This is a genomic window from Sulfitobacter sp. R18_1 (assembly GCF_017743915.1).
Classification (GTDB): Bacteria; Pseudomonadota; Alphaproteobacteria; order Rhodobacterales; family Rhodobacteraceae; genus Sulfitobacter; species Sulfitobacter faviae.
Window position 1 is genome coordinate 85,630 of the sequence record NZ_JAGHRG010000014.1, and the last position, 19,725, is coordinate 105,354.

Annotated in this window: 18 protein-coding genes and 2 pseudogenes; 18 read left to right on the forward strand and 2 right to left on the reverse strand. The window is 53.6% G+C overall.

Annotated elements, in window-relative coordinates:
- Positions 1–56: 56 nt before the first annotated feature.
- The gene (locus tag J7392_RS22035; protein ID WP_209219453.1) at positions 57–677 is read right to left on the reverse strand and encodes a YjbF family lipoprotein; all 621 of its coding nucleotides are present in this window, start codon (positions 675–677) and stop codon (positions 57–59) included.
- Positions 674–2,812 carry a YjbH domain-containing protein gene (locus J7392_RS22040; protein ID WP_209219454.1) on the reverse strand — a complete coding sequence of 713 codons (2,139 nt, stop codon included), beginning with the start codon at positions 2,810–2,812 and terminating at the stop codon, positions 674–676. The genes J7392_RS22035 and J7392_RS22040 overlap by 4 nt, the downstream gene beginning before the upstream one ends.
- 176 nt (positions 2,813–2,988) lie before the next feature.
- On the opposite strand from J7392_RS22040, the gene J7392_RS22045 reads away from it, so the two are divergent.
- The 18 genes and pseudogenes from J7392_RS22045 to J7392_RS22125 all read left to right on the forward strand — a co-directional run.
- Positions 2,989–3,774: a metallophosphoesterase family protein gene (locus tag J7392_RS22045; RefSeq protein WP_209219455.1), complete on the forward strand. Its 786-nt coding sequence runs from the start codon at positions 2,989–2,991 to the stop codon at positions 3,772–3,774.
- Between the two features lie 144 nt (positions 3,775–3,918).
- Complete coding sequence (locus tag J7392_RS22050; protein WP_209219456.1) at positions 3,919–4,284, forward strand: MarR family EPS-associated transcriptional regulator; 366 nt, start codon at positions 3,919–3,921, stop codon at positions 4,282–4,284.
- A gap of 661 nt (positions 4,285–4,945) precedes the next feature.
- A complete protein-coding gene (locus J7392_RS22055; protein ID WP_247744715.1) occupies positions 4,946–5,182 on the forward strand; it encodes a winged helix-turn-helix transcriptional regulator in 237 nt (78 codons plus the stop codon).
- Positions 5,183–5,297: 115 nt separating this feature from the next.
- Complete coding sequence (locus J7392_RS22060; RefSeq protein WP_209219457.1) at positions 5,298–6,314, forward strand: NAD-dependent epimerase/dehydratase family protein; 1,017 nt, start codon at positions 5,298–5,300, stop codon at positions 6,312–6,314.
- The gene (gene tviB / locus J7392_RS22065) at positions 6,307–7,602 is read left to right on the forward strand and encodes a Vi polysaccharide biosynthesis UDP-N-acetylglucosamine C-6 dehydrogenase TviB (RefSeq protein WP_247744716.1); all 1,296 of its coding nucleotides are present in this window, start codon (positions 6,307–6,309) and stop codon (positions 7,600–7,602) included. The genes J7392_RS22060 and tviB overlap by 8 nt, the downstream gene beginning before the upstream one ends.
- 2 nt (positions 7,603–7,604) lie before the next feature.
- Positions 7,605–8,486, forward strand: a complete 882-nt coding sequence (locus J7392_RS22070; protein WP_209219458.1) for an SDR family oxidoreductase — start codon at positions 7,605–7,607, stop codon at positions 8,484–8,486.
- Positions 8,487–8,496: 10 nt separating this feature from the next.
- The gene (locus tag J7392_RS22075; RefSeq protein ID WP_209219459.1) at positions 8,497–9,507 is read left to right on the forward strand and encodes a polysaccharide biosynthesis protein; all 1,011 of its coding nucleotides are present in this window, start codon (positions 8,497–8,499) and stop codon (positions 9,505–9,507) included.
- Positions 9,500–10,651 (forward strand): UDP-N-acetylglucosamine 2-epimerase (non-hydrolyzing), encoded by a 1,152-nt coding sequence (gene wecB, locus J7392_RS22080; RefSeq protein ID WP_209219460.1) that lies wholly within the window; start codon positions 9,500–9,502, stop codon positions 10,649–10,651. The genes J7392_RS22075 and wecB overlap by 8 nt, the downstream gene beginning before the upstream one ends.
- Positions 10,652–12,178, forward strand: a complete 1,527-nt coding sequence (locus J7392_RS22085) for a lipid II flippase MurJ (protein ID WP_209219461.1) — start codon at positions 10,652–10,654, stop codon at positions 12,176–12,178.
- Complete coding sequence (locus tag J7392_RS24450) at positions 12,175–13,401, forward strand: glycosyltransferase (protein ID WP_209219462.1); 1,227 nt, start codon at positions 12,175–12,177, stop codon at positions 13,399–13,401. The genes J7392_RS22085 and J7392_RS24450 overlap by 4 nt, the downstream gene beginning before the upstream one ends.
- On the forward strand, positions 13,398–13,937 hold the full coding sequence (locus J7392_RS24395) for an acyltransferase (RefSeq protein WP_209219463.1): 540 nt from the start codon (positions 13,398–13,400) through the stop codon (positions 13,935–13,937). Before J7392_RS24450 ends, J7392_RS24395 begins: the two co-directional genes overlap by 4 nt.
- Entirely contained in the window at positions 13,927–15,255 is a 1,329-nt protein-coding gene (locus J7392_RS22100; protein WP_209219464.1) for a hypothetical protein, read from the forward strand. Before J7392_RS24395 ends, J7392_RS22100 begins: the two co-directional genes overlap by 11 nt.
- Complete coding sequence (locus tag J7392_RS22105; RefSeq protein WP_209219465.1) at positions 15,255–16,382, forward strand: glycosyltransferase family 4 protein; 1,128 nt, start codon at positions 15,255–15,257, stop codon at positions 16,380–16,382. Before J7392_RS22100 ends, J7392_RS22105 begins: the two co-directional genes overlap by 1 nt.
- A 125-nt stretch (positions 16,383–16,507) precedes the next feature.
- Positions 16,508–17,104 carry a sugar transferase gene (locus tag J7392_RS22110; RefSeq protein ID WP_209219466.1) on the forward strand — a complete coding sequence of 199 codons (597 nt, stop codon included), beginning with the start codon at positions 16,508–16,510 and terminating at the stop codon, positions 17,102–17,104.
- Positions 17,101–17,727 carry an acetyltransferase gene (locus J7392_RS22115; protein WP_348540725.1) on the forward strand — a complete coding sequence of 209 codons (627 nt, stop codon included), beginning with the start codon at positions 17,101–17,103 and terminating at the stop codon, positions 17,725–17,727. The genes J7392_RS22110 and J7392_RS22115 overlap by 4 nt, the downstream gene beginning before the upstream one ends.
- A 4-nt stretch (positions 17,728–17,731) precedes the next feature.
- Positions 17,732–18,865, forward strand: a complete 1,134-nt coding sequence (locus tag J7392_RS22120) for an aminotransferase class I/II-fold pyridoxal phosphate-dependent enzyme (protein ID WP_209219468.1) — start codon at positions 17,732–17,734, stop codon at positions 18,863–18,865.
- A gap of 65 nt (positions 18,866–18,930) precedes the next feature.
- Positions 18,931–19,080: pseudogene (locus J7392_RS24280) on the forward strand (IS3 family transposase); the annotation flags it as partial.
- Between the two features lie 136 nt (positions 19,081–19,216).
- A pseudogene (locus J7392_RS22125) lies at positions 19,217–19,725 on the forward strand (IS5 family transposase); the annotation flags it as partial.

Consider the following 19,725-nt stretch of genomic DNA (forward strand, 5'->3'; position numbering starts at 1 on the left):
CGAGACGGAATTAGGAACTGAAGTTCGCTAATCGGCATAAGTTTTCGTGCTCGGCATCAAACATCCTCCAGCCGGATATAGCCAAGATCCGGGCCAATCCATTGCCGGGACGCGACGACTCTTCCCCCCGACATTTGATAGCTGTTCTTAAAACTGTGATCTTTGCCATAGCAGTTTTCTATGATCTGGGCATTTCCGCTATAGTCGCAAATGTAGCTCTTGATCACAATCTGATCTTCGCCATCAAGATAGCGATGAACGCGGACGGCTTGGCCGCCATGGCGCAAACCTGTGAGCACTTCGGCGACATCGCTACTCATCAAGTCAAAACCAAGGCCTCGTGTGCTGATAAGCACCCCGTCTCTAAGGCTCAGTGAGATGTTGTCGGGGGTGTAGTAGGTTTCGACATCGCGGTTCACGCCCTTTCGTACGAGGATTGAGGCCCGCTCATTTTGCTCAAGTTGGGCGATGATTAGAGAGGTGTGTCGAAACCGTTGACGCACTTTTGGGGTCACTTGCCGTCGGATGTCTTCCATGCTGGAGGGTTTCGAGGCGGGTTTGGTAAAACCAAAAAGCGTCTGAGTGATTGGCCCCAGCAGGCTTTGTTGGGATTGACCCGGCCCGCAGGCGGACAGGAACCCTAGAAGCGACAAGACGGCGATAGATTTGTTTTTCATCTCCAGAACCTGCCCCAGCTGTCTTTCAATTCGGGTGTATGATAGCTCCGCACGCTTTCGTAGAGACGGTTTCTGACCTTCAGCCGAGCGCCCCCGTCACGTGTCAGCGGTTGGATCACGGCCTTATAAGTCTTGTCTGAAGGCTGTCCCAAGACATGTGACAGTGGCACGGTGAAGCGAAGACCTTTATCGAAGGACCCCTCGCCGAAATCGTCGAAAGAAACATCAGTAAACGTGGCATAGGCGCCAACGCTCCACCCATTGGCGAACACCCGGTCAAGGGTGAAGGTCGCGCCGTAGTCGCCGGCCAGATAGCGCCCCGCATCAATTTGACCGAGGTAGCCGTTACCAAAGTCGTAGTAGGCGGAAAGGTGGCCTGTCGCGATTTCGTAGTCACGGAAGCCAAACCTTTGGTCGAAATCGCGTTGTACCGCGTAATTTACCTCGGCCCCCAAGGCCAAGCGGCTGGCGACGGGCTTCCAGAGTAATTCGCTAGAGACACCCCCGAACTGCGATTCCAGGTAGCCCGCTGTTACTCGTCCATAGAGGTCTTTGCCGGGTCGGAAGTAATGCGCGAGCGTTAGATGCTCTAGCGCCGTATCCCCCTCGCGCGCATAAATGTAAGTCTCAGAGCGAACCTTTGGCAACACCGAATTGGCCCCGCGATCTGCGTCACCGATGTTGCCGGCGAGACGTTGCTCAATGCTGCCCGAAACAATCCAACCCGGCGCAATATCATAGCGGCCTTGAAGCCGGATGCCTGTATCTATGCGAATGGGCTCATCAGGGTCAAAGTAGCCTGCATTAAAGTATGGGCCTACTGACCACGTCAGCTTTGGGTAATGGCCTTCGAGGTAGGTTGTATTCCTGAGGCTGCCCGCGGCATCGTCAATGTCAGCGCGTGCGTAGCTCTGCCACGCACCATCCGCCTCATGCTCCAAATCCTCGATGTCCGACCGGTGCAATGTCGTTGCAGAAAGCGGAATGCCGTTCTCCATCGGGACGATCGTAAAGGTCTTTACCGATGCCGGCACGACCTGTGTGAGGATGCGCGCAGTCCGTCCGATGGCTTCGGAGCGGACGAGATAACGCTCGTTGCGGATATGGACGGTCACCGCATTCGGGCTAATTTCCATTGCCTCAAGCGTCATGCCGTCGTTGGTTAGCAGGGTGTCAGTTTGTCGGCGCAGACGGGATTCGATGCCAGAGCTTTCAGTCCAACCGAGGTCGAATGCCGCTCCCGGCGCGCGCCGTTTAACCGGCAAAGGTGCGGGGCCCTTACCGCCGTTGACAACGGGATGCTTCGGATTGTTTCGTAGATTTACGGAGAAGCCAAATGTCGACCCGTAGAGGTAATGTGCCTGAAGGTGAATATTTTCGTGAACGCGGTAGTCGAGGCCGAAATTGAATGGCGACTTATGTTCGAACGAGCCGTATCGGGTTTCGCGCCCGTAAGCGTCCGAGGAATACTCGGCCTTTAACGTAAGCTTGTCACTGGCTTGCCAGGCCACGCCGCCAAAGAGCGCGGCATCCCCGCGGAACCAACCCGATGTCTCAATTTCACCACCGCGACCGGCATCACGGTCGGGTCTGGTATCAAACCGACCGTCTATGACACCGAGCGGGTTGGAGAAGCCGTTGTAGCTGCCAAGCCGGCCCCAGCCGATACCACCTGTAAAGGTTAGGCGGGGAGAAATGCTTTTTGTCGCGACAATATATTCGCCAGAGTAAATGCCCGTGCCAATAAAATCCTGCAAGCCAACCGCCACCGCCGGTCGGCTGCTGGTTTCGTCTAGTAAGCGATAGCGCAAGTCGAACGAGCGGTCAAAGGTAGCGTCGCCATTGGGTAGGTAATCATCAATCTTACTATATCGGAAACTACCGGAGAGGCGTGGGGTGATCTGAAAGCTCAGCGTCGTGCGGGCTGTGTTGGCGAACTGACTATATGTCGCCGTCAGCTCAGCGTCTTCAGCGCTCTGTGCTGTCGGCATGTCAACCAAACCGACCGTGCCATAAGTTGTATATGAATAACCTTGCGTTTGCGCTGCGGCGGGCAGCAAGAGCAAGCCAACGCCGACCATCGCGCGCTGAGTTCGGCGACGTGAGGTGGGCTTTGCGCAAGGCTTGTGAGTCATATCTCTCTCCGTTCCTTAGAAGAAGGGATACTTGTTCAGCCGCGACAGGGCAATCTCTGTGGGCGACGCTCCGGTATTCAGACGCCTTCGGAAGTTTTATGTGGCCTATCGGTCGCAGTCGCGTTAACCGAAGGGTTCGCAAGATCACTGAAACGAGACAGCACTCAGGGGGCGGAATGCGCGCGTGGATCACGTCATGGCTAAAGGTCTGGAATAAGCGCAGCGACGCGGAAGCCGAAGGGAAACCTGATAATTTCGCACCTGAGACGCCTTTTTTCGCTGTCGGTGATATCCACGGCTGTGCGGGGCTCCTCGAAGATTTGCTGGAAAAGCTAGGGGCGGTCGCCACTGGTGAAGAGGTATGCGTTTTCCTCGGTGACTATATTGATCGCGGTCCAGACGGGCAGGGCGTGCTGACGCGGCTTTTCGGCCTTTCCCGGCAATACCCGGACAAAGTCGTGTGCCTGATGGGTAATCATGAGCGCATGATGCTCGACTTCATTGATGATCCCGCAGGCGCAGGTTTGGAATGGTTGAAATTTGGGGGTGTGGAGACCCTGCAAAGCTTTGGGGTCTCGGTTGATAAGCGTGGGGTGGACAGCGCCGGATCGATTGAACTGGCAAATGCATTGGAGGCCGCGCTGCCGACGGGCATGCAGGAATGGCTGCGTGCTCTGCCGCTGCGATGGTCGAGCGGTAATATGCATTGTGTCCATGCGGCGATGTCCCCGAAGCGCCACCCAGGGGCGCAGCGCGAGGAAGCGCTTTTATGGGGGCACCCAAACTTCTTCAGCGAGCCGCGTGATGACGGGGAGGTAGTTGTTCACGGCCATACGATCGTGGAGAAGCCGGGTGTCTATACAAGCCGGGTCTCTCTAGATACCGGTGCCTATAGAACTGGACACTTGACCGCCGCCCGTATCTCTGCCGGCGCCTGTATTTTCTTCCAGACTGAAAACTGATTGCAATAAATTTGGCATCTAGATTGGATTCTGTCTTTTCCAAACTTTCGATTGAAGATAGGTGTTCATTCGTGAACGCTGTGCCGTTCACTCTCGGAGGTAGCCCTGGCGACCTCTGGTGCGGTAGCTATGTCGCAGGGGCTTATGGCAAAGCCAGTCAGTGAAGATATCCGGTTCCGAATGATGCGGGCGCTTGAGGCTGATCCGAAGCTGTCTCAGCGAGATTTGGCCAGGTCTCTCGGGATAAGTCTTGGGGTGGTGAATTATTGCCTGAAGGGTTTGATCGAGAAGGGCCAAGTGAAGGTTGGAAACTTCCGGGCGTCTGGGAATAAGCTGCGGTATACATATGTTCTGACGCCGCGCGGCGTTTTGGCCAAGGCGAAACTGACGAAGGCGTTTTTGAAGCGCCGCATGGCTGAACACGAGGCCTTGATCGCGGAAATCGAGGCGCTGCAGCAGGAGATTAACTCCGAAGTGATCGGGCAGGGCGCTCCGGAAGACCTTCGATAGTTTGCGTTATTGGGGTTTTCGTGGGTGGTGGGCGAATCCTGCGATATCCCACAAAATTATGGGTTGTTTTACTGCTCTAATTTGACGTGAATTCAGCACTCAATCGATTTAAGTGAATCTCTTCGCGAACCATTGAAGGCAGTACAAGTTGCCGAAACTTGCTTCTCTGTCTCAACACTGTAAAAGCCTTTAATGCATTCATTACTCCGCAATAAAATCTGAACGTGGGTGTTCCCTTGAAAGCACCTCCGGGGAATTGCTCGCTGCCTTCAAGAAATAGACATCTCACGGTATCGAAGCATACTCGCTCTTGATGCTGAAATGCATGGTTAAAGCGCACTGAGATACGGGAATGAATCAGCACTCATCAGTGCTTTGTGGAAATCCTAGGCTATCGTAAGTTATTGCGCCGAAGCGCTTTACCAAGTTTTTAGCTGTGCCAAGGACAGATCGGTCAGTGAAATTGCCTTTTAGAAAGTTCCGGTTCGCCCATTCCTGAGCGCTTGCGGTTTCTTAATAAGCTAAATTTATCCTTGTTCGTTTAAACCGCATTTGCTATCGCTCGATTTGGAGCGATGTGGAGTTTGTTCAAAATGTCACCTATGCATCCAACGAAGTGCCTTGTGTCGGTCCTTGTGCGGTGTCCTGAAAAGTTTCAAGTATGAGCGGAAAACGCGGCAAGCTTCAGGAAGACACACATTTCCCGGTTCTCGGGCTTTTGGAAGAAAACCCCGAGATGTCGCAACGAGAGTTGGCAAAATCTGTCGGCGCAAGTGTCGGTGGGATTCATTACGTGTTGGGCGCGTTGATCGAGAAGGGGTTAATAAAATTGGGGAGTTTCACAGCCGCTGAAGATAAGCGGAGCTTTGACTATGGCTTGACCCCAAAGGGGCACTAGGAAAATGGAAGAGTATGAAGCGCTCAAAGAAGAGATCGATGCGCTGAACTCAGAATTGATAACCCGAGAACCGGAAATCGGTTCACCGAAAACGTAAAGTAGAAATGACTTCAAGATGACGCAGCGCAAAGTTCTTATTACCGGGACGGCAGGTTTCATAGGGTTTCATCTTGCTCGGCTCCTACTAGCGGAGGGGTTCCGAGTACATGGCTATGACGGGATAACCGACTACTATGACGTTACCTTAAAACGACGGCGCCACGGGATGCTACTGCAGGACTCCGCCTTTTCTGCAACGGAAGGGATGCTGGAAGATGAGGTTAAATTCGACAGGCTCGCAGACGAATTCCAGCCAGACGTAATCATCCATCTCGCAGCGCAAGCCGGTGTGCGCTACAGTCTTGAGAACCCGCGTGCCTATATCGACGCGAATGTCATCGGAACCTTCAATGTTATGGAGGCGGCCCGGCGGCTTGAGATCGATCACCTGCTTATGGCATCGACATCATCGGTTTACGGGGCCAACAGTGAGATGCCGTTCGCGGAAACCCAGAAGGCTGATACCCAGCTTACGATTTACGCCGCGACAAAGAAGGCCAATGAAAGCATGGCGCATTCATACGCGCATCTATGGGGCCTTCCGATCACCATGTTCCGCTTTTTCACGGTCTATGGCACATGGGGTCGTCCCGACCTTGCGCTCTACAAATTCGTTTCGGCAATGCTGGAGGGGCGCCCTATCGACATCTACAATCATGGCGACATGTATCGTGACTTCACCTACGTCGAAGACCTCGTCCGCGGCATTCGACTCTTAGTCGACGCCGTGCCCGTGCAGCCTGAGGATGGCGTCGTGCCAGAATGGGATAGTCTGTCTCCGGTGGCACCGTATCGAGTAGTGAATATTGGAAATTCGGATAAAATTAAGCTGCTGGACTTCATTGAAGCGATCGAGGATGCGGTCGGCAAAAAGGCTATCCGCAATCTCATGCCGATGCAGATGGGGGACGTTCCCGCTACTTGGGCTGATGCTTCCCTCCTTCAAAGCTTAACGGGATATCGTCCGCAAACAGATTTCCGCGAGGGAATTGCGCGGTTCGTCGATTGGTACCGGAAATATTACAATGTCTGAGGCCAATATGCATTCGTTTCCCCTTGATGACGCTACGGTTGCCGTGATTGGTCTCGGCTATGTCGGGCTTCCCCTCGCCGTGGAGTTTGGAAAACACCGGCCCGTAATCGGCTTCGACATCTGTGCTGAACGCATCGAGGCCTTGCAAGCCGGGCATGATTCGACGCTCGAAGTTAGTGACGATGAACTGGCCGAAGCAGGCCAACTTCGGTTTTCGTCGTCCCCGTCCGATCTCGAAAGGTGCAATACATACATCGTCACGGTCCCCACACCCATCGACGGTCACAAGCGCCCGGATCTTACGCCGTTAATTGAGGCGTCCCAAACTATCGGGAAGGTGCTACAGCGCGGCGACGTGGTGATCTATGAATCGACCGTCTATCCCGGCGCGACCGAAGAAGACTGCGTTCCAGTTCTGGAACGCGTATCGGGGCTGAAATTTAACGTAGATTTCTTTGCTGGATACAGCCCCGAACGGATAAACCCGGGCGACAAGACCCATCGGCTGACCACGATCACTAAGGTCACGTCCGGATCAACTCTTGAGGTCGCAGATTTCGTTAACGATCTTTATGCATCCATCATTTCAGCTGGTACGCATAAAGCTTCGTCAATTCGCGTAGCGGAAGCCGCAAAGGTGATCGAGAACACTCAGCGCGACTTGAACATTGCGCTTATTAATGAGTTGGCAATCATTTTCAATAAGTTGGGCATCGAGACCGAAGCTGTATTGAAAGCTGCTGGTACTAAGTGGAATTTTCTGCCTTTCCGCCCGGGATTGGTCGGTGGTCACTGCATCGGCGTCGATCCGTATTACTTAACGCACAAGGCCCAATCGATTGGTTATCACCCTGAGGTCGTTCTTGCTGGCCGTCGGATCAATGATAACATGGGTACACATGTCGTGAATCAGATTGTTCGGCTCATGATCGCGCGCGAGCGGCCGATCAAGCGCGCTCGCGTTCTGGTTCTAGGTCTGACCTTCAAAGAGAATTGCCCGGATCTGAGAAACACGAGGGTCATCGATGTAATCGAGGGTTTGCGTGACTTCGGTATGAAGGTCGACGTGCACGACCCGTGGGTGGATCCTTCCGAAGCAAAGAACGAATATGGCCTTTCGCTGTGTGAGCCTGAGGAGGGGAGTTATGAGTGCGTTGTATTAGCCGTTTCACACCAGTGCTTTGTTGAAAAGGGGTCGAACCATTTAAGGTCGTATGGGAAGGATGATCACGTGTTCTATGACATCAAAGGTGTCTTTCCTGTGAGCGATACCGATGGGAGATTGTGACGATGGACCATTCAAAAAGGATGAAGGTTCTCGTTCTAGGGGCCAACGGAATGCTGGGCAGCATGGTGTCGACAGTACTTTCGTCCGTTTATGATGTCGAAATGACGATTCGCCCGGGTGCGGTGGTTCACGCTGGCATGCCCGCGCGTCCCATTCATCGAGTCAATTTGCTGGACGTCGACGAGTTGTTGTCGACGCTGATAGCGGTGAGACCGGACTGCGTCATTAATTGCGCAGGTGTAATCAAGCAGAGGTCGGACTCGCTTGAAGTGCTGCGGACATTCCCGTTGAACGCGCTTTTCCCTCATCGGCTTGGACAGTATTGCGCAGCGATAGGAGCGCGCATGATCCACATAAGTACCGACTGTGTCTTTTCCGGGCGCACAGGCTATTATGATGACAATGCACCCTCCGACGTCGACGATGTATATGGCGTTTCAAAGCGCGTCGGCGAGGTTGGAAATACGGAACACGTCCTGACGCTCCGCACCTCAATCATTGGCCACGAAGCAAGCAATCACCATTCGCTGATCGACTGGTTCCTGTGGCAGGAAGGTCAGGTAAAGGGATATCGAAAAGCAATATATTCCGGATTTCCCACAGTCGAACTGGCCCGGGTTCTGGGCAATTACATTCTTCCCCGCCCTGAGATTCATGGTGTCTACAATCTCTCGACCGAAGCCATCTCAAAATACGACTTGCTCAAGATCGTGCGCGATGTCTACGGGAAAAACATCGACATTTTGCCAGATGATTCCGTTTCGATTGACCGATCTCTGAATTCAACCGTTCTACGCTCCCTGCTTGGCTACGAACCCCCGAAATGGCAGCAGCTGATTGTATCGATGCATGAAACCCGGCCCAACTTCCCGCCCCAAGCTTAAGCGAGGACAAATGTTCAAGGATAAGACACTTCTCATCACAGGCGGCACTGGGTCGTTCGGTAATGCCGTATTGCGGCGGTTCATTGACAGCAACTTAGCCGAGATCCGTATTTTCAGCCGTGACGAGAAAAAACAAGAGGACATGCGCCACTTATTCGGCAACGACAAGATCAAGTTCTACATTGGCGACGTACGCGAATCTGATAGCATTGACTACGCGATGAATGGAGTCGATTATGTCTACCATGCGGCGGCCCTGAAACAGGTCCCATCGTGTGAATTTTACCCGATGGAAGCTTACAGAACAAACGTGATCGGCACCGAGAACGTCATCCAGTCGTCGATCCGCAACGGAGTTGAGCGGGTCGTTCTTTTGAGCACGGACAAGGCGGTCTATCCGATCAATGCAATGGGAATTTCCAAAGCGATGGCCGAGAAAGTTCTTGTTGGAAAGTCCCGCATGCTCAAGCCGACCAGCACGATCCTATGTGCAACCCGATACGGTAACGTCATGGCCTCCCGCGGGTCCGTAATTCCGCTTTTTGTAGACCAGATCCTTAAAGGGCAGCCGCTTACGATAACCGATGCAGCGATGACGCGCTTTTTGATGTCGCTTAATGAGTCCGTCGATCTGGTGCTGCACGCGTTTGAACATGCGCGGCAAGGCGACATCTTTGTGCAAAAAGCCCCGGCAACGACGGTTGGTGATCTGGCCGAAGCATTGAAGCGTATTTTTAGTAGCGAGAGCCCGATCCGGACAATTGGTACCCGGCATGGTGAAAAGCTTTATGAGACCCTGATCTCCCGAGAGGAAATGGCAAGGGCGGAGGATCTTGGGCAGTATTACCGGATCCCAGCAGATGCACGAGATTTAAACTACAATAAGTATTTCTCGGATGGCCAGCAAAGCATCGCGGTTCTTGAAGATTACACATCACACAACACCGAGCGGCTCAACGTTGAACAGACTATGCACCTTTTAAATGACCTCGATTACATCAAGGAAATTCAAAGTGCTTAAGGTCATGACTATTGTAGGCACTCGTCCAGAAGTCATCAAGATGAGCCGAGTGATTGTGGAGTTCGACAAGCAATTTGATCATGTGCTTGTTCATTCCGGGCAAAATTACGATTACGAGCTGAACCAGGTCTTCTTTGATGACCTCGAAGTTCGGAAGCCGGACTATTTCCTGAGCGTTGCCGGCGAGACTCCGGCGAAAACCATCGCCAACGTGATCTCGGCGGCGGACGATGTTATTGCTCTGGAAAAGCCGGACGCGATATTGCTTTATGGAGACACGAATACCTGCATGGCCGTCATCGCGGCCAAGCGTAGGCGAGTTCCCGTCTTTCACATGGAAGCGGGTAACCGCTGCTTTGACGAACGTGTTCCCGAGGAACTCAATCGCAAGGTTCTCGATCACCTCAGTGACATCAACTTGGTCTTGACCGAGCACGCGCGTCGCTATCTTTTGGCAGAGGGTATCCGCCCGGAAACCATCATGAAGACCGGATCGCATATGCAGGAGGTCGTCTCTCATTATCAGCATCGCATCGACGAGTCGACAATTCTTGAAAGGCTCGGCTTGACCGAAGGCGAGTTCTTCATCGTCTCAACGCATCGTGAAGAGAACATCGACGATCCAGTCAACCTTGATAACCTGATCGACAGCTTGCGGCGCCTGAGTGAGGAATATGGCTTCCCGATCGTTGTTTCCACGCACCCTCGGACCCGCAAGCGTCTAGATCAATTGGGTATCGATATTCCCCTCGTACAATTTCTATCTCCCTTTGGTTTTTTCGATTACCTGCGGCTGCAAACCGCAGCAACCTGTGTAATCTCGGATAGCGGTACGATCGCAGAGGAGGGATCGCTGTTGAACCTGCCAGCCGTGACCATCCGCAACGCCCATGAGCGTCCCGAGGGCATGGACGAAGGCACGGTGGTCATGAGCGGTTTGAATCCCGATAGGGTTCTAGAATCCATCCGGTTGGTGGTGTCGCAGCACTCGCGTGAAAAACGCACGATTCCCCCTGTTTCTGATTACGAGGGCGGACCCGTTTCCAAGCAGGTGGCGCGGATCGTGCAAAGTTACGTCGATTACGTGAAACGTACCGTATGGCACGAAGTGCCGAATCGGCTAACCGAGCACAAAGTTTCGTAAATGCGCATTTCCCGGGCAAGGGTCCGCCAAGTAGGTCTCGTCGTCATTCTGATGGCGCTGGCGAAACTTGGTGCCTTTGCGAAAGACGTTCTTCTGTCGCTTCAATTCGGCGCCGGCCCCGAAACGGACGCCTATTTCATTGCGAACGCGATTCCGGGATTTGTCTTTGGCGGCGTTTTCGCGACGATCAGCCTGGTCTTCCTACCAGCCTTCACGCGCGCGTCCGTCGAAAGCGAATACGAAGCTGCGCTGACGTATCGAACCGCGGCCGTAGGTTATAGCGCTTTGAGCGCGTTTTTGGGTGCTCTGACCTTCTTCGGTGCTTCTATAATCGTATCGACCCTGGCCCCTGAATTGCCCCTGTCTACTCATGACCTTGCGGTTACGATGACCCGGATCTTAGCTTTCAGTTTTGTGTTTTCCGGATGGGTAGGGCTTCAAAGCGCAGTCCTGCAATCCCACAAGCTGCTGATATGGCCGCAACTCGTGCAGCTTATGAACCATTTTTTCGTGATCGGTGGCTTGGCAATCGCGGCGCTGCTGGGCTGGACGATCACTGTTTTGGCCTACGCCGCCGTGTTGGGCTGGATGGTCATGGCGCCCCTGCTGTCCCGCCGTGCTGCGGCATTCTGGCCAAAAGCTACAGGGCCATGCTTCGACCTTTGGAAGGCGATCGGCATGGCATCGCTATCCTTTCCCGTGTTCCTCAGTCTATCAATGGACCAGGCCAGCCTTCTGGTAGGCACCTATTTGGGAGCGGCCTTTCCCGAAGGCGCGATTTCGCACTTGAACTACGCACAGCGGCTGATGATGCTGCTGTCATCCGTATTCGCGCTCGTGATTGCTTATGTGCTGTTTCCATATCTCACCGAAAGCATTGTCGCAAAAAGAACTGCACAGGCGCGGCGATACATGGCACTGGCGATCGTCGCCGTTTTGCTACTGTCGGCGCCACTACTGGTCCTGAGCGTCGTGATGGGCGAAGCGTTCATTTCGTTCGTTTTTCAGCGCGGCGCTTTTAGCTCTGATGATGCTTTAGCCGCGGGGCGCGTCCTAACCTTCTTTGCGCCGGTTATTGTCTTGGCCGGTGTGCGTGAGGTTCTGAACCGGTTGTTCCTTGCTTGCCAGCAGACCGGAGTGTTGCTGGTTTTCGGCATCATCGCCATGCTTACAAACGTTGTCGCCAGCGTGCATTTTAGCCGCACCATGAGTCTGGAAGGGATTGCTTTGGGCGCAACCTGCGGCGCGCTTGTATATGTTCTTGCGCAGGCCGTCATGGTAGTTGCATACCACAGGAGCTTACTCCATCGTGACTTGCCACTGTGGTTCGCCTTGATTGCGTTGGCTGCTATCGTTTCGGCGATGTTTGGCCAATGGGTCGGAACTCGGGAGTTCATCGGCATCGCACGGCTGGATTTCCTAGTAAATGCGGTCATGGTAATTGTTGTTTTCGCGGTGGTTGTCGCGCTACCCACCCTTTTATGCTCGCGCTTACGGACGATTTTTAGAACGGAGAGAATGACGTGAAACGCAATATCGTTCTCTATGTCGGTGCTTTCGAACTGCCCGATTGCAATGCTGCGGCCCAGAGGGTCCGCGCAAACGCGATTCTCTTGACCGCGCTCGGCTATGATGTTGTACTGATCGGAAGAAGCTCTGATCCCGATTGCCCGCCGAACAAATTACGCAGGGCGCAACATGTAGGGATCGACCATGACTGCTGGGAAATGGGGCACCCTGCTAGTCAGAAAGACTGGTTACGCTATATTTCTAGCGTTGCCGCGTTAGATAAGCTTATCGAGCATGAATATTCTGGGCGGGTTCACAGTATCATTTGCTACAACTTTCCCGCGGTCGCGCAGTTTCGGGTGCGCAAGCTTGCTCGCCGCGCAGGCGCGCGGGCGATGGCCGACGTAACGGAATGGTATCAATCACTAGTTCCTACGTCCGTTGCAGCCTTGGTTAAGAATTTTGATACCTGGTTTCGGATGCGTATCGTCAACCCACGCATGGACGCGCTGATCACCACCAGCCGATATCTTACGCGCTACTATGAGCGTTGGTTCGATAGTCTCGTAGAACTTCCGACTTTGATCGAACACGATTCGAACAATCTTGAGGGCCTGTTTGCAACGCCGGATGGCGGAGTAAAGCGTCTATATTATGGCGGATCGGTGATCGAAAAGCGCGCTTTGGCGAAGGAGAAGGAGGGGCTGAAAGATCGGATCGACTGGGTGCTCGAACTCCTAGATGCCGTCAAGCAGGAAGGAGGCGAATTCCACTTTGATATCTATGGTGTGGCCCGGGAAGACTATCTAGAAGTCTTGCCATATCACGAACCCTTGCTTCAGCGCCTGAGAGAAAATGTCTGCTTCCATGGGCGTCGTCCGCGCCATGAGTTGCTCGACGCGCAACGGTGCTGTGACTTCTCAATCTTCATGCGGAGCGCGATCAGAACGACACTCGCTGGATTCCCAACTAAATTTACCGAGTCGATCAGCGTCGGCACGCCTGTAATTACAAATGCTTTGGAAAATATCGAACCTTATATGAACGAGGGCGAAAATTGTGAGCGGATTGAGTACACCAATTTAGAAGAGTCGGTTGCCCGTATCAAAGCATGTCTTGCGCTTCCTGCTGCCGAGGTTTTGAGGCGAAAGCTAGCTTGCAGACAATCCGCTCAGTTTCATCCGCTAAGATTCGTCGAAGAGGCGGCAAAGCTTTTTCCAGATCAAAGGGGGTCCCAGTGAATCCACGTTTCCGGCGGTTGCTGACCTACCCGTTTCGTGCAATTGAGGCGCGTATCTGGCCGGTGCGATACGCGCGGCGGATCGGCGTTCGTATCAACGGCAAAGTGACTATTTATGGTTCGAGCTATGAGATGTTTAGTGCTGAGCCATACCTCGTCTCTTTAGACGACAATGTCTTCATCAGTGTCGGTGCGCAGTTTGTCCCACACGATGGCGGTGTTCTGCCATTTCGCCGCGAGGAGCCGGAGCTGGACCTTGCGGGTCCGATCCGTATCGGTGCAAATACCTTTGTCGGAATGGGCGCGATTGTTCTGAAAGGCGTGACCATTGGCCCAAACTCTATCATTGGAGCCAATGCGGTGGTGACCAAGTCGTTTCCGGAAGGGGGCATTATCGCCGGCAATCCTGCGCGACTGATAAAGTCAACAAATGAATATCTGAAATCAGCACGTGAGAAATCGCTGAAGATCGGTAATCTGCCCGAAATGGAGAAACACCGCGCTTACAAGGAAATCTTCGGAATTGATGTTGAGTAAGCGCCTTCTCGCTGCACCAGCAATTGGCATCGCGGGTTACTTTGCCCTTGGTCTTACCGTTGTAAGCTTTGGACCCCTCGATTATCGTGGATACCAGAGCGCTACGGTTGCCGCTTATGTAGGACTTAACATTTTGTTTTTTAGTTCGTGCTTCGTTTTGGGGTCGCGAACTAGACTGCCGCGCAAGTCAATCTGGCGAACGGAGCAGAACCAGAATGTCCTGACATTTATTTTCCGTGCCAGTCTTGTCATAGCTGTGCTGCTGATGACGTATGAATTCATAAATGCAGTTCGTGCTGGGGGGCTGAACCTCAATTTGGCGGATTCCGCGCTCGCCTACGTCAATACTTATGCAGATTACACGCGCAACAGCGGTAGCTATAACTTGCGCTTTCTGATCACTTCTATGGGTGCTTTCCCAGTTTTTGTTGCCCAGGTTCTTGGGATTTTCTACTTTAAAGAACTAGACAGAACCACGCGTTTTGCTGTGATCTATTTGTTCGTCGTGACAATTCTTGTGTATACACTCGGAGGCGGCAAGCAGAAGCAGTTTGGCGACATCATGATCTATGTAGTATCGGTCGTTCTGGCTAAGCAGGCGGCATTTGGCAAACTAAAACTCAAGTCCTTGCTGGTCATTGGTGCTGTTATCGTGGGGGGAGTGTACGTGCTTTTAATGTTGCTGGCCTTTCGATATCAAGCTATAGGCATCGACTTGACGCAACTTAATCGCAGCCTGCATCCGTTGATAGATTACAACGAAGGGTATTGGCTGGAGAATGCCTTTGGCGAGGCCTTTGCGTTTCCGATGGTAATGTTTAGCGGCTATCTCGGACAAGGTTACTACGGATTGTCCCTGTCAATGGAACAGCCTTTCACTTGGACGTCCTTCGCGGGGTCTTCCTATTCCATTTCGGTAATCCTCAACCAGTTTTTCGGTGCGGACTTTTGGGTGACAAGAAACTACCCGTACATGGTCGGATATGCGACTGGCTGGGATCAGGCCAAATGGCATACGGTATTCGCTTGGCTCGCCTCGGACCTTACATTCACCGGTGTCGTATTTTTCATGGGAGCCGTGGGTTTCATCTATGGCCGCGCCTGGCGCGAGATCTTGCTGTATCAGAATCCGTTCGCCCTGATGATCTTTGCCTTGATGAACATCGGGATAACGTACGCACCAGCTAACAATCAGTTGATGCATTCGCCGGGGGGGGTGTCGACCACGTTTGCAGCATTTATTGTCTATTTTCTGTTTCACGCGAATTTCAATGCGGCCCCGACGATCGTGCGGAAGCTGCGGTTTCGGATTACCTGATGAAAACTGTTCTCATTGCTGCGTCCTACAGTCCGTCCCTAGTGAACTTTCGCGGCGCATTGATCAGTGCGATGCGGACGCGTGGCCATCAGGTCCATGCTTGTGCCCCGGGGCTGCCGGATGATCAGGCCACGCGTGCGTGGCTCGAGGAACGTGGTGTCGTATGCCATGATGTTCCGCTTCGTCGTGCAGGTCTCAACCCGTTGCAAGACCTGCAAGCGTTGCTGGCTCTAGTCTGTCTAATGCGTCGCATTCGTCCAAGTGTCTTTTTGGGTTACACGATCAAGCCGGTTATCTGGGGAATGCTCGCCGCACGATGGGCCCGTGTACCGGAGCGCGTTGCGTTGATAACCGGGCTGGGTTACGCGTTTACCGGTGAGGCAATGGGAGTGCGCGCTTTTGTTCAACGTCTTGTGCGGACGTTGTATTCTTTCGCTTTGAGATCGGCGACTCTCACTTTCTTTCAGAATCCCGATGATATGGCCGATTTACAGCGGTTGAAGGTATTACCGAAGAATGCCGCTATCGGTTTGGTCAATGGATCGGGTGTCGATATCGAACGGTTCAATCTTGCCGCGCTCCCTAAAGGTCCGACGCGCTTTCTGCTGATTGCGCGTTTGCTAGGCGACAAAGGAATCCGCGAATACGTAGAGGCAGCGAGACGGCTCTCCTCGCGTTGGCCCAGGGTCGAATTCCATCTGATTGGAGGTATTGATCCGAACCCAAACGGGATTGCTAGGGCCGAAGCAGAAAGCTGGTCGCGCGATCCGCATTTCATTTGGCATGGCGCATTGGACGATGTCAGGTCAGCAATCTCTGCTTGTCACGTCTATGTCCTGCCGAGCTATCGTGAGGGTACACCGCGGACAGTGCTCGAAGCAATGTCGATGGGCCGCCCAGTAGTTACGACTGATGCTCCGGGATGCCGGGAAACCGTCGAAAGGGGCCGCAATGGTTTTCTCATCCCTGTGCGCGATCCAGAAGCACTTGCCGAGGCTATGGAGTACTTTCTGCTCGAACCAGAACTTGTCAGGAAGATGGGTGAGAATTCCCGGAAGATCGCTGAGGATAAATTTGACGTCAACAAGGTAAACACCGTCATGATGGATGCGATGAAGCTGTCATGACGAATCTGTATCTGACCTCATTATCCATACGTGGCGTTTATTTTTCTTTTCTTTCACTGTATTGGGTCAGTTCATTGCGATGATTTTTCGAGAATCATTTTAGGGAAGATTTAGGAGTACACTGATTGACCAAACGTTCTCTTGACATAATTGGCGCGGTCCTGGGGCTCTTAATGCTGTCACCCTTGTTGTTGATCTTGGCGTCTATAATTCGACAGCAGATGGGTTCCCCCGTGCTCTTCCACCAAACTCGGCCCGGTCGCGATGGCAAACCCTTCGAAATGGTGAAATTTCGCACAATGCTGAATGCGGTTGACGCCGGGGGCAGTCCGCTTCCCGATTCTGAACGGCTAACCAAGTTTGGTCGATTTCTTCGCTCAAGTTCATTCGACGAACTGCCAGAACTTTGGAACGTGCTGAAGGGCGATATGAGCCTCGTTGGCCCACGCCCGCTTTTGATGGAGTATCTGCAGCATTACTCTCCCGAGCAGGCCCGTCGCCACGAGGTCCGCCCCGGCGTGACAGGATGGGCGCAGGTGAATGGGCGAAATGCGATCTCGTGGAATGAAAAATTCACGCTCGACGTTTGGTATGTCGACAATCGGAGCGTTTGGTTGGATCTTCAAATTATCTGGCTGACGATCCGCAAGGTGATAATGCGTGACGGCATTTCTGCGGCGGGGGAAGCTACTATGCCGAAGTTCACTGGTAACGGATCGTGACTCGGTTGATCGGCGTATATGGTGCTGGCGGTTGCGGCCGAGGGATCATGCCCTTGGCACGCGCTGAATACTTAGAGGCAGAACTTGTTTTCATCGACGATGGGCAAGCCCCTGGCCAGATGAATGGCCATGATATCGTGACTTGGACCGACTTTCTCGACTACCAAGCCGACGAAAAAGCCGTCAGCATCGCTATAGCCGCGTCACATATCCGCAAGATCCTCGCTGACAGATGCGCCACTGCGAACATCCAGCTGATCGAAGCGCGAGCAGCGTCTGTGGTAGAGTTGGATGAAGTTGTTATCGAAGTTGGCGCCTGCCTTTCCCCTTTCGTGACCCTGGCTTCGAACATCCGCATCGGCCGCTGTTTTCATGCCAATCTCTACTCATATGTCGAGCATGATTGCGTGATCGGAGATTTCGTAACCTTTGCGCCGGGGGTGAAGGTGAATGGGAATGTCACAATTGGCGATCACGCTTATATCGGCTCTGGGGCCATTGTCCGCCAAGGTCTCACTATTGGTGCTGGTGCCATCGTCGGCATGGGTGCGGTTGTAACGCACGATGTGCCACCGGGCATCACCGTTATTGGCAACCCGGCTAGACCCCTGATCAAGGACTAACTCTATGCGCATCTATCTTTCTCGCCCCCACATGTCCGGCAATGAGGAACGCCGCGTGGCCGAGGCTTTTGCATCGAACTTCGTCGCTCCGCTAGGGCCCCAACTCGATGCCTTCGAAGCCTCTATGCGGGACTACCTTAAGGCAGATGTGCACTGCGTTGGACTGTCATCAGGCTCGGCTGCACTGCACTTGGCCCTGCGCATCGCCGGCGTCGGACTGGGCGACGAGGTTTGGATCTCGTCGATGACCTTTGCAGGAGGTATCTTCCCAGTGAATTACTTGAGCGCGACACCTCGCTTCTTTGATCTCTCCCCCAAAAGCTGGACTGTCGATACAACGCTGCTGGCCGAGGAACTTGGCAAGGCTGCCGCTGAAAAGCGCCTGCCCAAAGCCATTGTGCCCACAGATCTTTACGGTCAATCCGCCGATCTCGACGTGTTGGAAGAACTAGCTGCTCGATACGGCGTACGCCTGATCGTTGATAGTGCGGAAAGTCTTGGCGCTTCCTACAAGAATGGCCGCAAAGCTGGCACCGCAGGTGATGCGGCGATCCTGTCGTTTAACGGCAATAAGATTATTACCACCTCTGGTGGCGGGATGCTGATCACCAAGCATAAGGCTTGGGCCGACGAGGCCAGATTCCTCGCTACCCAAGCGCGCGACGCCGCACCTCACTATGAGCATTCTACCTTTGGCTACAACTACCGTCTCTCCAACATCTGCGCGGCGATTGGGTTAGGGCAATTGGAGGTTCTTGACTCCCGCGTTGCTCGTCGACGCGAGATCTTTGATCGCTATGATGCGGCTCTCGCACGCCCCGGCATTGCTTTCATGCCCGAACCTGAAGGGCACCATTCCACTCGCTGGCTCACCGCCCTAACCATAGAACCTGATGAAACTGGCGTCACGTGCAGAGACATCCACCAGATGCTGCTGGAACACGAGATCGAAGCTCGTCCGCTCTGGAAACCGATGCACATGCAGCCGCTCTACGCGGGTGCGCCCTATCACGGAAGCGGCTTTGACGAGCGTCTCTTCGCCAATGGCCTTTGTCTGCCCTCGGGCAGTGACATGACTGACGAGCAGCAAGACGAAGTTATTGAGCGGGTCACCGGTCTACTTGACTCACGCCGCTGAGTTGGACGTGTCGCGGTTTATTGCCGCTCCTTTGATCGCGAAATGTGCAGCAAAGGCGACGAACTATGGGCACTGCGAGAACGGCTAGATTCCGCAAAGACACGGTGTGATTTGCGGCCACCAGCGGGCTAAAATTATAACAAGTTGGGTATGAGCTCGGCGTTGGTCTTTCGACGCAGAACAAATGGGTGAACGCGCAACGTGACACGGATGTGTGCCCCCCCCGAGGGCTTTGTTGCCCAAATCGGGTGAGGGATTCATCTCGCGAATCCAGCATAATAGCTTGGCGGCAGGAGCAATTAGGCCCCTACCAAGTACAAGGCCACGAACTGGTGATCTTACCATGACAGCTTGAAGTGACGCGGATCGCTGTCGATCTGATTTGATCCTGAGATGGTCTGGGTACTGCCGCCGAGCGGCAAGCGTGGTCGGCAACAAAGCTTCGGCGAAACAGCGATCGAGACCTGTTTGACGTCGAAGGTTCTGTTCGGGATGCCGCTCAGGCAGACGACCGGGTTTGTGCAAAGCCTTCTGCGGCTGGTCGGTCTGGACTTGGCAGTGCCGGATTTCAGCACGCTATGCCGTCGCCAGAAGACCCTGAATGTCAGCCTGCCCTATCGTGGTGGGACGGGCCCGCTGAACCTGCTGATTGATAGCACGGGCCTCAAGGCCGAGGGTGAAGGCGAATGGAACGCCCGCACGCATGGCGGCCAGAAACGCCGGATATGGCGCAAGGTACACATTGGTATCGGTGAAAAAAACGCTGGAAGTTCGCGCTGGTCGAAGTAACCACCAGCGATGTCGGTGACGCGCCAATGCTGCCCAGAGTTGCTCAATCAGATCACAGCCGATCAGATCAT

Coding starts and splice junctions, on each gene's coding strand:
- J7392_RS22035 (WP_209219453.1), bottom strand. CDS start 677: ATGAAAAACAAATCTATCGCCGTCTTGTCGCTTCTAGGGTTCCTGTCC.
- J7392_RS22040 (WP_209219454.1), bottom strand. CDS start 2,812: ATGACTCACAAGCCTTGCGCAAAGCCCACCTCACGTCGCCGAACTCAG.
- J7392_RS22045 (WP_209219455.1), top strand. CDS start 2,989: ATGCGCGCGTGGATCACGTCATGGCTAAAGGTCTGGAATAAGCGCAGC.
- J7392_RS22050 (WP_209219456.1), top strand. CDS start 3,919: ATGGCAAAGCCAGTCAGTGAAGATATCCGGTTCCGAATGATGCGGGCG.
- J7392_RS22055 (WP_247744715.1), top strand. CDS start 4,946: ATGAGCGGAAAACGCGGCAAGCTTCAGGAAGACACACATTTCCCGGTT.
- J7392_RS22060 (WP_209219457.1), top strand. CDS start 5,298: ATGACGCAGCGCAAAGTTCTTATTACCGGGACGGCAGGTTTCATAGGG.
- tviB (WP_247744716.1), top strand. CDS start 6,307: ATGTCTGAGGCCAATATGCATTCGTTTCCCCTTGATGACGCTACGGTT.
- J7392_RS22070 (WP_209219458.1), top strand. CDS start 7,605: ATGGACCATTCAAAAAGGATGAAGGTTCTCGTTCTAGGGGCCAACGGA.
- J7392_RS22075 (WP_209219459.1), top strand. CDS start 8,497: ATGTTCAAGGATAAGACACTTCTCATCACAGGCGGCACTGGGTCGTTC.
- J7392_RS22085 (WP_209219461.1), top strand. CDS start 10,652: ATGCGCATTTCCCGGGCAAGGGTCCGCCAAGTAGGTCTCGTCGTCATT.
- J7392_RS22100 (WP_209219464.1), top strand. CDS start 13,927: ATGTTGAGTAAGCGCCTTCTCGCTGCACCAGCAATTGGCATCGCGGGT.
- J7392_RS22105 (WP_209219465.1), top strand. CDS start 15,255: ATGAAAACTGTTCTCATTGCTGCGTCCTACAGTCCGTCCCTAGTGAAC.
- J7392_RS22120 (WP_209219468.1), top strand. CDS start 17,732: ATGCGCATCTATCTTTCTCGCCCCCACATGTCCGGCAATGAGGAACGC.